Raw genomic sequence first — 14,565 nt, 5'->3', positions numbered from 1 at the left:
TCAGGACTGCTTCGAAAGGCGTGGGCGAGGGGGTGTTTGCGCGCAGGACCCAGGGGCATCCGGAATCCTGTGCTTCGGACAGGAGGCGCGCCCAGCGGGGACGAGTATGTCCGCTCGGGTCCGCCTTTGGCGAGCCCTGGACACGTTCCCCGCGGCTGACCTGGCATCCCCCGTGCAGGTCACGACCCGGGACCTCGCGGATCGTGGCTTGCGACCACGTTCAGGAGCTCTTCCGCATGCTTACCGATATCTCGACGGCTTCCCCGCAGACAGCCCGGAGGCCGACCGCCGCCCCCTCCCGGCGCAGTCATGACGACGCCCCGGACACCGCTGAGCGCTTCGCCCGGCTGGCGGAACTGGAGGACGGTCCCGAGCGGTCCGCTCTGCGCGACGAACTCGTCGCCGTCTGGCTGCCCATGGCCCACCGCATCGCGTCCCGTTTCCGCGACCGCGGCGAGTCCATCGAGGACCTGCGCCAGGTGGCCGCGCTCGGGCTGGTCAAGGCCGTCGACCGGTACGAGCCCTCACGCGGGGCCTTCGAGAGTTACGCCGTCCCGACCGTGACCGGCGAGATCAAGCGGCATTTCCGCGACCGGATGTGGGCTCTGCGCGTCCCGCGCCGCGTACAGGAACTGCGCAACCGGGTCCGGGTGGCCCGCAGGGAGCTGACCCAGAACCCCGGCAGCGGTGAGCCGAGCGTCGAGGACATCGCCGAGCACACCGGCCTCACCGAGGACGAGGTACGCACGGGCATGGAGGCGCTGGAGAGCTTCAGCACCCTGTCGCTGGACGTCGCGCTCTCCGAGAGCGACGACGGCTACAGCCTCGCCGACACCCTGGGCACGCCGGACGCGTCGTACGACGTCATCGTGGACCGCGAGGCCGCCAAGCAGGGACTCAGCAGGCTGTCCGAGCGTGACCGGGCCATCCTGTACATGCGCTTCTTCGAGGACATGACGCAAGGCCGCATCGCGGATCGCCTCGGCATTTCCCAGATGCACGTCTCCCGGCTCATCAGCCGCAGCTGTGCGCGTATCCGCGACGAGGCCCTTGCACAGCGTTCCAGCAACCGCTCCGCGTCGTGAGCCCGATTCCACGCCTCTGAGGAGTCCGACCGATGTTGATGCCCCTTCCCGCCCACCTGCGTGCTCTCGTCAGCGCCTACGAGGCCCTACGCGCCCAGGAGCTCCGCAACGGAACCGACACCCCCAGTCCGCGCCTGCGGGACCTCGCCTACACCCTGTGCGTGTCCACCGGAACCCGCGACATCGCCCACGCGCTCGAGGCCGCTCACGCATACCTCGCCACGGCCGCCTCTCGCCCTGAGCCCGCCCCGGTGCCCGACGGTGCACGCCCGGCGACCCGGGTCCCCGTCGAGGAGGCTTGCGCCGGTCCTGCGAGCAGTTGACGGGCGTGCGGGGGTGCGGCCGTCGTCGTGAAGGCAGCCCGAGCGCGGCCTGATCCGAAGTCCAGCGCACCCCCGCCCGCAGCCTGGCTCAGGTGGGCAGGTCGTGGTCGAGGATCGAGTGGCGGCAGCTGCCTCTCTTGCACTTTCCCTGAGGGCCTCCGTCCTGGAAGTCCGGACAGGGGCAGGAGAGGCAGGGGATGCCGTCGTCGGAGTCGGGCTCCCATCCGTTGTTTGTCAGCCGCGCTCGGGCGCCTTCCCGGATGCCTCGCATCTGGTCGTCCAGCTTGCGGAATTGGGACTCGTTCTCCTCGAAGGCCTTCCTCTGGGCGTCGGTCACGTCGTACTGATCCATGTGGCTCTCCCCAGGTGGAGTTGGCGGCGAGGGCTGTCCTCGCTCATACGCCCCACGATGGCCCGGCGGGCGCCTGCCCGCATGGCGAGCCCAGCAGGAGGGCAGGCAGCCATGCGAAGGGGGACCCACCTGCTGCGCGATGCCGACGCCGAAGAACACCGCGTCGCCCTCCAGCGCACACGCCCACCCGGTCGCCGACCCTGCCGGGACGATGGCGGCACGCGGGGTGGGCAGAATCCCCCGCCCGTCAGCCGGCCGGCCGCGGTTTCGTCCTCCCGGTCCGGGAAGCCGGGGTTCCAGCTGCCCTACGCCGACTCACCTCGCGGCGCTGTCCGAGCGCGGGCAGGCGATTCTGCGTCCGTCCCAACGCCACAGGCTTCAGCCGCGTCGACCACCCGTTTCTTGAGGACGGCGTCGGCCCTCATCTGTCCTGGGCGGCAACGGAGGCGGAGCTGCCCGCAGCTGCTTTCGCTTGACAGCGCCGTCCGCATCAGTCGGCGCCTCGTGCCGGCGGGCCGGTGTGTCGAGGTGAGGTGGTGGTGTGGATCAGGTGGTCGACGACGTCGGCAAGGCCGGCGGGGCGGTGAGAGGCGGCGCGCTGAGCCTCGGCGCGGCTGCCTTGGGTCCGTAGCCGCGCCCAGAGGGTGTGTACGAGTTGCGTGTCGCCGTGCCGATCGAGGGCGGGTCGTAGCAGGGACAGGAGCTGCTCGATCTGGGTGGCGGCCGGGGTGAGGTGGCCGGTGGCCGTGTCGATGCCGTTGCCGTCGATGCCGTCGCGTGCGGCATGCCAGCAGGCCGCCCGCAAGAGTTCGGGAGAGCAGCGCGGGGCGGGTTCTCCGGCCTCGATGGCGATGAGGGCGGTGGCGGTCATGGCTTTGACGATCCCGGCCAGCAGGACGGTGTCGTCGGCCGTGGCGGTCGCGTCTGCGGCGCGGAACTCCAGGGTCGGCAGGTGGTGGGAGGGCCTGATGTCCCAGTACAGACCGGCTCGGTCCGTAAGGGTGCCCGTGGCGAGGAAGCCGCCGACGAGGTCCTCGAAGTGGGAGGGGGACTCGAAGTACGGCGGCGGTCCGGCGACCGGCCAGCGGCCCCACGTGGTCGTGCGCCAGCTGGCGTAGCCGGTGTCCCGGCCTTCCCAGTACGGCGAGTTGGCCGACAGCGCGATCAGCAGCGGGATCCACGGCCGCAGGTGGTTGCTGATCCGCAGGGCGGTCGCCAGGTCGGGTACGCCCACGTGGATGTGGCAGGCGCAGGCGATCTGTTCGTCGTCCAGGGCGCGGAACATCGCGGCGCTGCGGGCGTAGCGGGGTCCGTCTGTCAGCGGCGGGGGACCGTTCGGCGCGAGGACGGGCGTTCCGGTGGAGACGATGCGCAGCCCCTGGCGTGCGGCGGCCTGGGCGAGGGACCGGCGGGTGGCGTGGATCTGGTCGGCGAGGCCGTTCAGGTCGGTGTGCGGGTCGGTGCGGGTCTCGACCTGGTAGCGGGTGATCTCGGGGCCGACCCGGTCGCCGAGTTCGCCGGTCGCCTCGGTCACCACTTTCTCGGCGTCGGCGCGCAGTTCGCGGGAGACGGGGTCGACGAGCAGGAACTCTTCTTCTGCTCCGATGGTGAGCGGAGTGGCTCTGTGCTCCAGGGGCGTCGTTCGGCCACGGCTCGGGGCGGGTGGTTGTGTGACGGCCGGCGTGTGCCCTGTACTCGTCATGGCGGTCATGCTGACACGTGCGACGGCCGACGGGCAGAACGCAAAGCCGTCATTGCCTCAACCGGACGGGGGTGGGTCGTGCGGGAGCGGACTCAAGTGCTGGTCGTCGGGGGCGGCCCGGCGGGGGCCACCGCCGCGGGGCTGCTGGCGCGGCAGGGCTTCGACGTAGTGGTCTTGGAGCGCGAGCGCTTCCCTCGCTATCACATCGGAGAGTCGCTGCTGCCCTCACTGTTGCCCGTCCTGGACGTGCTGGGCGCACGGGAGGCCGTCGAGCAGCATGGTTTCGTACGCAAGGCAGGGGCCTTCTACGGGTGGGGCGGCCAGGAGTGGGCCCTGCGCTTCGACGAGCCCGGCCGCGAGGCGTCGCACAGTTTCCAGGTCGTCCGATCCGAGTTCGACCAGCTGCTGCTGGAGCACGCCCGCCGTCAGGGCGCGGACGTCCGGGAGGGCACCCGCGCGCGCCGGGTCGCCCTGCGCGAGGGCGGCGCGGTGTCGGCTTCGTGGGTGGCCGAGGACGGTCGTAGCACTGGGAACGGGGAGGGCCGTAGAAGTGAGGACGGGTCCGGTCGTAGCGGTGAGATCGACTTCGCGTGCATGGTCGATGCCTCCGGCCGGGCTGGGGTGTTGGGCGCCCGGCAGCTCGGTGCGCGGAAGGTGCACGACGTGTTCCGCAACGTCGCCGTGTGGGGCTACTGGAGTGGTGCCGCGTTGCTCCCGGCGGCTCCCGAAGGAGCCATCGGAGTGTTCTCGCTCCCCGACCATGGCTGGTTCTGGGCCATTCCGCTGCATGATGGCACCCTCAGCGTCGGCCTCGTCACGGACAAACGGTCCTTCAACCAGGCCCGGGGCAGGCTCGGCTCGATCGACGCCGTCTACCGCGAGGCACTCGGGCAGTGCCCGATGCTGGAACGGATGCTCGACGGTGCGCGGCCGGTCGCCGCGCTGAAGACCGAGACCGACTACTCCTACACCGCCGACGCGTTCTGCGGCCCCGGCTACTACCTCGCCGGCGACGCCGCCTGCTTCCTCGACCCACTGCTGTCCACCGGCGTACACCTGGCCATGTACAGCGGCCTGCTCAGCGCCGCCGCCATCACCGCCGTCCTGAACGGCGAAGTCGACGAAACCGCCGCCCGCGCCTTCTACCAGGCCGCCTACCGCAACGCCTACGAACGCCTGCTGATCCTCGTAGGCGCCTTCTACCGCATCCACGACGGCCGCGACGCCTACTTCCGGCAGGCCCAGACACTCAGCCACCGCGACCGGCACGGCCTGCGCCTGCACGAGTCCTTCCTCAACATCATCACCGGCGCCGAGGACCTCCACGACGCCCAGGCGGAATCCATCGACTTGCTCCACACACAACTGCGCAGCCCGCTGGACGGCCGACCCGCCCAGGGACTCGGCGGTCACGCGACCAGCCACATGCTGCCCCTGCCCACCACCCCCGAGCACGCCGCCGCAGGCCTCTACCTCACCCTGAGCCCGTACCCGACGTTGCGTCCTGTGCCCTGACGGACTGCCACGGCACACCACTTACCGGTGCGGTGTCACTCGTAGAGCTCGGCGGCGGACGGGGTCGGGCGTGGCAGGGCTGTCGGGGTCGTGTAGGCGAAGTTCAGCACGGTACGACGCAGCCCCGACCGGACGAGGGGAGTAACACGATGCGCGGTGGTGTCGCTGCGCAGCAGGTACGCGTCTCCGGGTCGGTGGTGAGCGGTACGGGCCCGCGCGGTGTCCAGTTCCCGCAGGGATGCGGCTCGGGGCAGGAAGTGGACCAGTCCGCCTTCGGCGGGCTCGGCGGGCGCTTCGAGGAACAAGACGAGGGCGTAAGGGTAATCATCGGTGTGCGCGCCATGCGTATCGCCGGCCCGGTGCAGGATGTTCAGCACGTGCCGCTCGACGGGATCGGCGACCTCGGTGACCGGCTCGCCGACCAGCCGGCCCACCAGGTCGATGAGGCTGCGGTCCCGGTACAAGGCGGGGATCAACTCGGACGCCTCACCGATGACATGGCCGCCGAGGGTCCGCATGTGCCGGGGCGATTCGTCCATGCACGCCATCGTGAAGTCACGGCGCCGTGCCAGAGCCTCCAGCCTGTCCGCTTCCCTTCTCAGCCTGGCGAGCCCTTCGACGGTCAGGAGGCCGGGGAGGGCCAAGTAGCCGTCCGCCGCGAACCGGTGTCCGGCGTCGGGCGCGAGGCGCGAGAGTGCGTCGGTGTCGAGGAGTTGGGGCACTGGCGAACTCCCTGTCGCTCGTCGGCAGGTCCCGGTCTGCCTCCCCGCCCCGACCCACTCCCACGCCCCAGCGCGGTCGAACGACCGAATGTCGGCGTCGGTCCGAGGCGAACTGTGCCCCACGGCCGGGGCACGGACGCACGTTGGGGCGCGAGGACAGCCAACTCCGTTGATGCTGCTGGTCCCCGTGGCCCCCTGGCATCCTCTCCGGGCCCGTGAACCGCACGAAGCCCCCGGGAATGCACTCGCACAGCGCATACCCGTCCCCGTACGGTCTGGGCATGACGAAGACCACGCCACCAAGGCCCGTGGCCGTGGAGGCCGTGTTCCCCGAACTGGCCGCCCATCGTGGCCGGACAACCCGGCTGCACCCCAGGCCGGGGCGGCCAGGTATGCACGAGAGCCACGTCGGCGGGCCGATGCTGTGGCCGGAGGACGACCCGTGGCCGGTCTGCCACGAACCGCACCAGCCCGAGAGCGAGGGGTACGCGCCGGAGGAGATCCGCAGCGCCCGGGCCGAGGGCGTACGGCCGCGGCGCCGACCGTGGCCCACAGACGGGACGGCGCGGGGAGACGAGCCGGTGCCGTTCCTGGGGCTCGCTCAGCTCTTCCGCCGGGACATCCCCGGTCTGGCGGCCGGGCCCGACGATGCGGACCTGGTGCAGCTCTTCCGCTGCCCGCTCACCCACGGTCCGCACCTGGAACGCCGATACCACCTGCGGTGGCGGCGGGCCGCGGAGACCGAGCGCGCGGAGTGCCTTCTCACCACCCCGCCCGAAGTGCCCATGCTGCGCTGGGAGCACGAACTCCCCGAGCCGTGTGTACTGCATCCCGAAGAAGTGGACACCTACCCCTGGGCGGAGGACGACACGCTGCCCGCCTCCCTGATCGCGCTCATCGACGAGTGGGACGACGCTCAGGCGGCGGAGCACGGCCCTGACGCTCCGAGTTATCAGGGCGACCTCTCGATCCCGCCCGGCTGGCGGGTCGACGGCTTCCCGAGCTGGGCGTCGACCGGCCCCATGACCATCGACTGCGCGTCCTGCGCCGCCCCGATGCGACTGCTGCTGACCGCTGACGGCTACGAGGCGGACGCCGGCTCGCACAGCTGGGTACCGCTGGAGGACCGCGACCCGCGACTGCGGGGCAGGGACTCGATCCAGGGCGGCTCTTCTGTCGCCCAGCCGACCCGACTCCGCTTCGGCCGGGACCGTGACTTGCACGTCTTCACCTGCCCGGCCGACCCCGGCCATCCGCCCCGCTGGGTTCTCTCCTAGGTCGCCCCCGAACACCGCGCCGGGCGACTCCGTCGCGGCGGCTGCTCCTCACCCAAGCCTCGCGGGCCCGTCGTTCGCCCGGCCACGGGCAGCCCGACCTGAACCCGCCCCCGCAGTCGGTCACCGCCCCTACACTCCTGGTCATGACGGGGGTCGAGACGGCAAACCTGGTGATCGGGATCGCGGGGGTTCTCGCCGCGGCGGCGGGTGTGTGGTTCGCGTATCGCGAGTACCGCGGGCGGCGATCCGGTGCGGGGCGCACACCGGAGCCGCCGCAACCGCCCCAGCCGCAGGGGCCGTACGACGCCCTCGTGGCGCACGCCGCGGGCGACGCCGATGCCGCGGAATGTCTCGCCCGCCGACTGCGCGAGGCGGACCTCAATGTGTTTCTGGTGCGCTGGGTCGAACCCGGCTTGGTCCCGCTGCTGAAGACCGAACGCGCGCTGGCCGAGTCCGGTTGGGGGGTACTGGTGTTCGGCTCGGGCACGATGGTCGACCTGCGCGCCCGTGACGAGTACGCGGCGCTGTTGCAGCGTACGTACGAGGGCGGCCTGCGGTTCGTTCCCGCACGCACCACCCAGGACCCGCTGCCCCCGCTCGCCGCCATCCACCAGCCGCTCGACCTCACCGGGCCGGGCACCGACCACTACGACCGGGAGGTCACGCGGCTGGTACGGCTCATTCGCGCGCCCCGGCGTGCCGCGGGGGCCTGACATGGGGGTCACCCGGCCGTGGCGACTGCGTTGTTCAGCCGTCCTGGAGGTCTACGCCACCGACGGCTTCACGCTCTGGCCTGTCGCCGAGTCCGCGCCGTCCGGTTTCCTTCCGCTCAGCGGCGGGCTCAGTCCGCTCGAGGTCGGTACCGCGGTGATGCGCATCGCCGCCTGCAACGACATCGATCCCGGGGACGACGGTCGCCCACCGCGGCCCGCCGACCCGATCGGGGCGTTCCTGCACGGACTGCTCACCATGGACGACCTCTTCGCCTCCGGCGGTCTGCAGATCACCGACACGGCGACCGGCACGACGCTCCTGCCGGGCTGCTGCAACGGACTGGACGAGAGACGCGACTGGCTGGAGGTCGTCGACGGCGAGGGCTGGGCGTCCTTCGGCCACGATCCCTCGCCCCTCGCCGAACGCCACGGCGACGTCGTCCGATTGACCGTCGACACCGAGCAGGACAGCAGCCCGGTGATCGAGGTGTCCGCCAGCGACCTGCGTCGCCTGCTGGACGGCGCGGAGCGCGACCTGATCGACTTCCTCCGGCTGGCCGCCACCTGGACCTCCCAGCAGCTGCCGCACTACGCAGCCCCCGTCACGTCCGCCCTTGGCCGCGCTCTGGACCTGCCCGGCTTGGTGCCCGTTCGTCACATCCCCACGTCCCACAGGACGTGATCTCCTAGCCGAGCGGCGGACTCAGGAACCTTGCCGGAGCCAGCTCAAGGAACTTCGACATCGCGGTGGCGAGCCGCGCCGCCTCGGACCCACCGGGCTCGCCTGCCAAGCTACGGAACGTCAGTTCCAGAGCCCGGTCACCGTCGCGCACCAGAAGGGTGGTGATCTGGGCCTGCTGCCCCGCCGGACCGGCGAGCATCGTACGCATCAAGGCCTCGTCACCGAACCTCTGCTCCACCTGGAGCGGGTTGCTCGGATCATCGGCCGGGTCCACCACCTGCACGGTGATCTCCTGATCGCCGATGTTCATCGTCCAGTCAGTGCACTGGGCGTACACCTGCCGCATGTCGGCCATCCAGGCCTCGGCAGCCCCTGGTGCCCGCTCCGAGACTCCCTCGTCGACGACTATCGAGGAGTCGGCGTTCATGAACGAGGTTCTGACCTCTCTCGCGGCCTTGTCGCTGAACGCCCTGTTCAGCAGGGCCGTGAGTGCCGGGGTCGGACCGGTCATCGGCGGCGGGTCCTCGTCGGACGAGGGCGACGCCAGCTCAGTGAAGTCGTCGAGGCTCGCGCTCGCCAGATCCGCTGCCGTGACCAGAAGCCGCTCAAGGTCCCCAGGCCGCACGGTCGGCGCCGACTGCGAACCGTCAAATGTGCTCACGAAGTTGCCTTTCATCAAGCGGTGGATGCCAAGTGGCAGGCGCCACCGTAACCCGCTACGGCACCAAGATGATCAAGGATTTAGCGCACTGCTGCTGTCCGCCACCCACTGGTGCGGGAACGCGATGAGCGGGTTGACGAGCGTCATGCCGATGAGCGCCACCGTCTCAGGCGGTGAAGCGCTTCTGGATGTCCGGGCGCTCGGCGAGATGCCGGGGATAGCCGGGGCCGAGGCGGGGGTGGGTGTCGTCGGCTGTCATCGGTTCCTTGCACGACGCGCATACGACCTCGGCGTCGCCCTCGTGGCCGCAGCGGTCATGGTGGAAGACCACCGGCGGTCCCTGCTCACCGCTCAGCCAGCGGTTGCCCCAGGCGTTCATGGCCGCCAGCACACCGAAGAAGTCGCGCCCCTTCTCCGTGAGCACGTAGTCGTAGCGCACCGGCTCCTGCTGGTAGGGCTTCTTCTCCAGGAGCCCCTCGTCGACCAGTCTGCGCAGACGGTCGGTCAGGGTGTTGCGAGCGATGCCGAGCTCCTGCTGGAAGGCGTCGAACCGCTTGATGCCGTAGAAGGCCTCCCTCAGGACCAGCGGCGTCCACCAGTCCCCGAGCATGTCCATGGTGCGGGCGACAGAGCACGGCCAGTTCGCGAAAGAGGTGCGCCTCATGGCCTGAGCATATAGGTCTCACCATAGGACCCAGCAGCCTCGGCACCGGCCACCCGTCCGACCGACGGGTGGCGTCCGCGAGCGTCCGGGTCAGCTGACCGGCTCGCGCTCGATGTCGCGGACCAGGTCCAGGGCGCGGCCCAGGGTGGTGAGCCGGGCGTCCAGCGTCTCGCCGGCAGGGTAGAAGCGGACGGTGTCCACGCCGGCGTCCCGCCACACCCGCAGCCGGTCCCGCACCATGTCCTCGGTACCGATGAGCGTGGTGCCGAGCACCATCCCGTCGGTGATCAAAGCTGCCGCGCCGTCCCGGTCGCCGGCCTGCCAGCGCTCGCGTACTTCGGCGGCCACGTCGGCCCAGCCCTGGCGGCTGTAGGCGTTGTTGTAGAAGTTGGTGCTCGCGGAGCCCATGCCGCCCAGGCTGAAGGCCAGTTCCTTCTTCCGGCCGGCCACCATCGCCCGCAGCGCGTCCTCGTCGTCGGCGAAGGACACCTCGGCGCCCTGGCAGATGTCGAGGTCCGCGCGTGAGCGGCCGGAAGCGGCGAGGCCCGCGTCCAGGTGGTCGAAGTACGCCTCCTTGGCGCCCTCGGGCACGAAGCTGGTGCCGAGCCAGCCGTCGGCCACTTCGCCGGTGAGATGCAGCATCTTGGGCGAGAGGGTCGCCAGGTAGATCGGGATGTCGTGCTCGGCGCGCATCGACAGGCGCATGGGCTTGGCGTCCCCGCCGGGCAGCGGGATGTGGAACTCCCTCCCGGCGTAGGAGACTTTCTCACCGGCGACGGCCTGCCGCACGATCTCGACGGTCTCCCGCATCCGTGACAACGGCCGGGCGAAGGAGACCCCGTGCAGTCCTTCGATCACCTGCGGTCCGGACGGTCCCAGTCCCAGCAGGAAGCGACCCTGGGAGATCTGCGACAGGGTGATCGCCGCCCGGGCGATGGCCATCGGTGTGCGGGTGGCGAGCTGGATGATCCCGGACCCGAGCAGTATCCGCTCCGTCCTCGCGGCGAGATATCCGAGTGGCGCCGGCGCCTCGGAACCCCACGCCTCCGCCACCCAGCAGATGTCCAGGCCCAGCTTCTCCGCCTCGGTGACGAAGTCCACCGTCTCCGGCCAACTGCCCCAGGACGCCTCGACCGTGGTGGACGTACGCATCACTCACTCACCTTCCCGGACGCTTCCGCGAGCTGCTTGATGGCGGCGAGCGTGACGCCGATGTTGGTCTCGAACTCCCTCATCCGCACGAAGACGATCTTCTGCTCCTTATCGGGCATGCGGTCGATGGCGAAGGAGAGACCGGAGCGGCCCGGCCCGAGCTGCATCCACTGCCGCAGCAGCGTCCCGCCGTCCTCGGGTTCGAGGGTGAACCGCCAGATCGCAGAGGGCCGTTCCGGATCCTCCACCGCCCAGGCGAACACCCTGGGCGGCTCGTACTCCGTGACATGGCTCGTCGTGGACCACTCACCCAGCGCCTCGTGCCTGCTGCGGCCCACGAACCGGGCTCCCCGCGCGGGTCCTGTCCTCCCGTCCAGCCACTCCACGGACTGCAACTCCGCGCTCATCCGCGGCATCAGCTCGATGTCGGACACCAGCCCCCACACCCGTTCCGGTGGTGCGGCGATCCAGATCGGCACCTCGACCGTCGGCTTGTCCGCGTAGCGCGCGCCGGTCCACTCCATGGCCTGCGGCCTCCTCAGCGAGTCGATGAGCAGTACAGTTGCGTAGATAGACTCACTAGTCAATGCCAAGCGCAGTGAGCGGTTCCCCTGGAGGAGTTGACCGTCACTCGGCGGGTTCAGCGCCACGCTCCCGACCGTCGTCGGCCGACCACGGCACTCAGCGTGCGTACGCCCCGAGTGGAGCCGGGGTCGATTCCCGTGAGCTCTCGGACCCGGCGCAGGCGGTAGTCCAGGGTGCGGGTGTGGACGTTGAGTGCGGTGGCCGTGGCACCGCGGTGCATGTCGTGGTGGTAGTACGCGTCCAGCGTGGCGAGGAGGTCGGGGGCGGCCTCCAGGCGGCGGACCACCGCGCGGAGCCAGTCGTCGACGAACGGCAGTTCTGCGACGGCGAGTTCGACGAACACATCGGCCAGCGTGCACGGCCGCAGCCGAGCGGATACCCGCCGCAGCGGAGCTGCCCGGCTGACGCGCCGAGCACGCTCCAGAGCGCCGGCCAGCCCGGACAGCGGTGCGGCGGCCGTGCCGACGGCGCAGGGACGGCCGAGGGCGTAGGCGAAGTCCCCTACGAGAGCAGACAGGTGGCCGGTGTCGAGGTCGGACAAGAGGTCGGCAGCATCGCGCCCCGCCGCCTCGTCCGCTGCTGTGCCGCCGGACGGCAGGGGAATCAGCGCGATCAACTCACCGCCCGTGTCGCCGCATTCCGGTCCCCACATGACCGGCGCCCGATGGCTCTTCGCCAGCGACCCGATCTCATTCTCCAGGAAGCGGCTGCCGGTGGGCGGGCAGGGAAGCCAGAACACCGTCACCGCGCAATGATCCGGCAGTTCCATGTCGATAGCCTCGGCGAGTTCTGAAGAAATCGGATCTCGGTCCAGCAATGACCGGGCCAGCAGGGCGACCTGCTGGGCATACGGAATTCGGCGACGCAGTGCGCGAACGAATCCCTGGCGGTAAGCGCCGATGCCGCGTTCGCCCTGGGGCGCGAACCAGGCCATCATGCGCATGAGTTCGTCGACGTCTCCGCCGCGCTGGGCCTCGGTCGCCTCGTTGATCTCCCGCAGCATGAGCGCGGTGTGCACGCGCAGGACCCGCTGCCGCGCGTCGAGGGACATCCCGGCAGCCGCCCGCCGCTCCCCCATCGACGTGATGCAACCCAGATCGTCCGCGCTCAACTCGCTGTTGTCAGGTGACAGTTCGACGGTACGGCGCCGGAACCACATCGAGTATTCCAGCGTCTCGGCCCGCGCCCGGGGGTCCTTGTCCAGGAACCCGAACTCCGGATCTCCGATGCGTACGTCTCGACCTCACGGCGGGCGTTGGTCGACGCCTGCCGGGCCAGTTCGGCGAAGAGGCTCCCCATGAACGCGAGCATGCCAGTGGGGAAGACCGCCCGACAGAGGAGATCCGGACGGTGTTCATCACTCCGCGCAAAACAGCGGCAAGCAGGCCGACAGGGCTTTTGTCACAGTGCGCAAAATTCCCGGATCCTGGCGTTCAAGTCACCTCTCCTCCTTGTGGAGGAAGTGTGAAGTGGCCTTAATGGGAACCGCTCTCACGCCCGTCCGGTAATCAACGACGCGGGCTGGAGGGAATTATCGGCCAAGTGCCTCGATCGGCACGTGCCCAAACGGGAGGGAAACGCAGATGAATGCAAGTGCGAGAAAAAGAATCATGGCGGCAGCCGCGGTCACGGTCACATCGACGGCGCTGATGCTCGGCACACCGGGCAGCGGCTCGGCCGCCCCCGCCGCCACGCCCAGCCTCCGCGCCTTCGGGATCAGCGGCGACGGCACCCTGATGGCCACCTTCACGACCGACCGGCCGCAGATCCTGGACTGGGTCAGGGCCGTCACCGGCCTCACCGGCGACACGGGCCTGGTCGGCATCGACATCCGACCGCAGGACGGCCTGATGTACGGCGTCGGCAACAGGGGCGGCATCTACACGATCAAGACCCCGCCCGCCACCGTGGACGCCGTGGTGACCAAGGTGTCGCAACTCCAGTACGCGCTGAACGGCACGAACTTCGGCGTCGACTTCAACCCCGCGGCCGACCGCCTCCGCGTCATCGGTGACAACGGCCAGAACCTGCGGCACAACCTGAACGACCACAGCACCATCCAGGACCTGAACCTCACCACCCCGCCGACCGAGGGCACGACCAAGGGTGTCTCGGCCGCCGCCTACACCAACAACGACCTCAACGCGGCAACCGGGACCACCCTGGTCGACATCAACACGACCAGCGACCAGGTCGTCCTGCAGTCCCCGGCCAACAACGGCACGCTCGCCCCCACCGGCAGCCTCGGCATCGACGCCGGAATCAACGCCGGCATGGACATCTTCAGCACCCAGTCCGGCGGGAAGACGGTGGCCAACGCCGCCTTCGCCTCCCTCACCCCGTACGGCGCGTCCACCCCCTCGCTGTACAGCATCGACATCCTCACCGGCCAGGCCACCGTCATCAACCAGTTCCCGCTGAACATCACGGACCTGGCCATCACCCTCACCGGAACCTGACCCCCGGCCGTCGCCCCGCCCTCGCCGCGGCCGCCACCTCCGGACCGCGGCGAACCGGCCACACCACTCGTGCGTAATCGGGCCCGGGGCTTTGACTTCGAAGAGGGCGATCGTGAGATCGACGGCCTGCCCGTGCACAGCGGCTACGGCGCCCCGGGCAGGACCGTGTGTGCTTGCACATGAAGATCGCGCCCCGCGTGAGGACACGCACCTGAGAGCGCCACCGCTGCGCGGGAAGCCGGTGTGCGGTCGGCGAGTTGGGGGCACCGCTCAGACTCGCGGGCACCCCACACGCTCCAACGCCTTACGGGCGGCGAGGTAGCCCGCGATTTTGAACGCCGTTTCGTGCGAGCCGAACGTGTCGGCGCGGGCGCGTCGCAGCACCACCCGTGTGGCGATCAGGACTGCGTACTCGGGCAGGCGCAGTTGCTCCTCGATGCCCGTGGCGGCGGCCGCGAAGAAGCGGGGCAGGTGGTCGGCGGGTTCGTAGTCCACCGTCAGCTCCGGGGCCACCTCGAAGACGAAGCCCTCGGCCGCCGGCTCGAAGTCCACCTCGATCTCGGCGAAATGCGGCGCGCAGTTCTGCTTCTGATGCAGCACGCGCAGGCCACGGATCGGGTACGGCGGAAAACGGCGCGGCGCTGACGTCATGCCGGCACGCTACCGCCCTGAG

16 protein-coding genes are annotated in these 14,565 nt (G+C 70.1%); 7 read left to right on the top strand and 9 right to left on the bottom strand.

Translation table 11 applies throughout. The annotated features are described in order from the left end of the window. Nucleotides 1-236: 236 nt before the first annotated feature. Entirely contained in the window at nucleotides 237-1,085 is an 849-nt protein-coding gene (locus AC068Z_RS06915; RefSeq protein WP_478553036.1) for a SigB/SigF/SigG family RNA polymerase sigma factor, read from the top strand. A 32-nt stretch (nucleotides 1,086-1,117) separates the two neighbouring features. Further along, the gene (locus tag AC068Z_RS06910) at nucleotides 1,118-1,408 is read left to right on the top strand and encodes a DUF5133 domain-containing protein (protein ID WP_478553034.1); all 291 of its coding nucleotides are present in this window, start codon (nucleotides 1,118-1,120) and stop codon (nucleotides 1,406-1,408) included. Between the two features lie 88 nt (nucleotides 1,409-1,496). Here AC068Z_RS06910 and AC068Z_RS06905 read toward each other — a convergent pair whose 3' ends face one another. Next, nucleotides 1,497-1,760, bottom strand: a complete 264-nt coding sequence (locus AC068Z_RS06905) for a hypothetical protein (protein ID WP_478553032.1) — start codon at nucleotides 1,758-1,760, stop codon at nucleotides 1,497-1,499. Between the two features lie 490 nt (nucleotides 1,761-2,250). Beyond that, nucleotides 2,251-3,462 (bottom strand): carboxylate-amine ligase, encoded by a 1,212-nt coding sequence (locus AC068Z_RS06900; protein ID WP_478553030.1) that lies wholly within the window; start codon nucleotides 3,460-3,462, stop codon nucleotides 2,251-2,253. 78 nt (nucleotides 3,463-3,540) lie between these two features. Here AC068Z_RS06900 and AC068Z_RS06895 point away from each other — a divergent pair, with 78 nt between their 5' ends. Further along, complete coding sequence (locus AC068Z_RS06895) at nucleotides 3,541-4,977, top strand: NAD(P)/FAD-dependent oxidoreductase (protein WP_478553028.1); 1,437 nt, start codon at nucleotides 3,541-3,543, stop codon at nucleotides 4,975-4,977. A 35-nt stretch (nucleotides 4,978-5,012) separates the two neighbouring features. Here AC068Z_RS06895 and AC068Z_RS06890 read toward each other — a convergent pair whose 3' ends face one another. Beyond that, nucleotides 5,013-5,699, bottom strand: a complete 687-nt coding sequence (locus AC068Z_RS06890) for a HalD/BesD family halogenase (protein WP_478553026.1) — start codon at nucleotides 5,697-5,699, stop codon at nucleotides 5,013-5,015. Nucleotides 5,700-5,980: 281 nt separating this feature from the next. Here AC068Z_RS06890 and AC068Z_RS06885 point away from each other — a divergent pair, with 281 nt between their 5' ends. From AC068Z_RS06885 to AC068Z_RS06875, 3 genes are all read left to right on the top strand, one after another. Further along, a complete protein-coding gene (locus tag AC068Z_RS06885) occupies nucleotides 5,981-6,976 on the top strand; it encodes a hypothetical protein (protein ID WP_478553024.1) in 996 nt (331 codons plus the stop codon). A 143-nt stretch (nucleotides 6,977-7,119) separates the two neighbouring features. Beyond that, nucleotides 7,120-7,689: a TIR domain-containing protein gene (locus AC068Z_RS06880; RefSeq protein ID WP_478553022.1), complete on the top strand. Its 570-nt coding sequence runs from the start codon at nucleotides 7,120-7,122 to the stop codon at nucleotides 7,687-7,689. A 1-nt stretch (nucleotide 7,690) separates the two neighbouring features. Then, nucleotides 7,691-8,371, top strand: coding sequence for a hypothetical protein (locus tag AC068Z_RS06875; protein ID WP_478553020.1), 681 nt, complete (start codon nucleotides 7,691-7,693; stop codon nucleotides 8,369-8,371). Between the two features lie 4 nt (nucleotides 8,372-8,375). On the opposite strand, the gene AC068Z_RS06870 is transcribed toward AC068Z_RS06875, so the two are convergent. The 5 genes from AC068Z_RS06870 to AC068Z_RS06850 form a co-directional block, all read right to left on the bottom strand. Continuing rightward, nucleotides 8,376-9,047 carry a hypothetical protein gene (locus tag AC068Z_RS06870; RefSeq protein WP_478553019.1) on the bottom strand — a complete coding sequence of 224 codons (672 nt, stop codon included), beginning with the start codon at nucleotides 9,045-9,047 and terminating at the stop codon, nucleotides 8,376-8,378. Nucleotides 9,048-9,198: 151 nt separating this feature from the next. After that, a complete protein-coding gene (locus AC068Z_RS06865) occupies nucleotides 9,199-9,696 on the bottom strand; it encodes a winged helix-turn-helix transcriptional regulator (protein WP_478553017.1) in 498 nt (165 codons plus the stop codon). Nucleotides 9,697-9,786: 90 nt separating this feature from the next. After that, nucleotides 9,787-10,848 carry an LLM class flavin-dependent oxidoreductase gene (locus AC068Z_RS06860; protein WP_478553015.1) on the bottom strand — a complete coding sequence of 354 codons (1,062 nt, stop codon included), beginning with the start codon at nucleotides 10,846-10,848 and terminating at the stop codon, nucleotides 9,787-9,789. After that, entirely contained in the window at nucleotides 10,848-11,372 is a 525-nt protein-coding gene (locus AC068Z_RS06855) for an SRPBCC family protein (protein WP_478553013.1), read from the bottom strand. The genes AC068Z_RS06860 and AC068Z_RS06855 overlap by 1 nt, the downstream gene beginning before the upstream one ends. Before the next feature lie 116 nt (nucleotides 11,373-11,488). Beyond that, the gene (locus AC068Z_RS06850) at nucleotides 11,489-12,592 is read right to left on the bottom strand and encodes a PucR family transcriptional regulator (protein WP_478553011.1); all 1,104 of its coding nucleotides are present in this window, start codon (nucleotides 12,590-12,592) and stop codon (nucleotides 11,489-11,491) included. Between the two features lie 451 nt (nucleotides 12,593-13,043). On the opposite strand from AC068Z_RS06850, the gene AC068Z_RS06845 reads away from it, so the two are divergent. After that, the gene (locus AC068Z_RS06845) at nucleotides 13,044-13,892 is read left to right on the top strand and encodes a DUF4394 domain-containing protein (RefSeq protein ID WP_478553009.1); all 849 of its coding nucleotides are present in this window, start codon (nucleotides 13,044-13,046) and stop codon (nucleotides 13,890-13,892) included. 270 nt (nucleotides 13,893-14,162) lie between these two features. Here AC068Z_RS06845 and AC068Z_RS06840 read toward each other — a convergent pair whose 3' ends face one another. Next, entirely contained in the window at nucleotides 14,163-14,543 is a 381-nt protein-coding gene (locus AC068Z_RS06840) for a hypothetical protein (protein ID WP_478553007.1), read from the bottom strand. Nucleotides 14,544-14,565: the final 22 nt, after the last annotated feature.

Source organism: Streptomyces sp. NPDC043726 (genome assembly GCF_056436565.1).
Note: the sequence above shows the minus strand (reverse complement) of the source record. Positions and strands in the feature narration are given on the sequence as shown.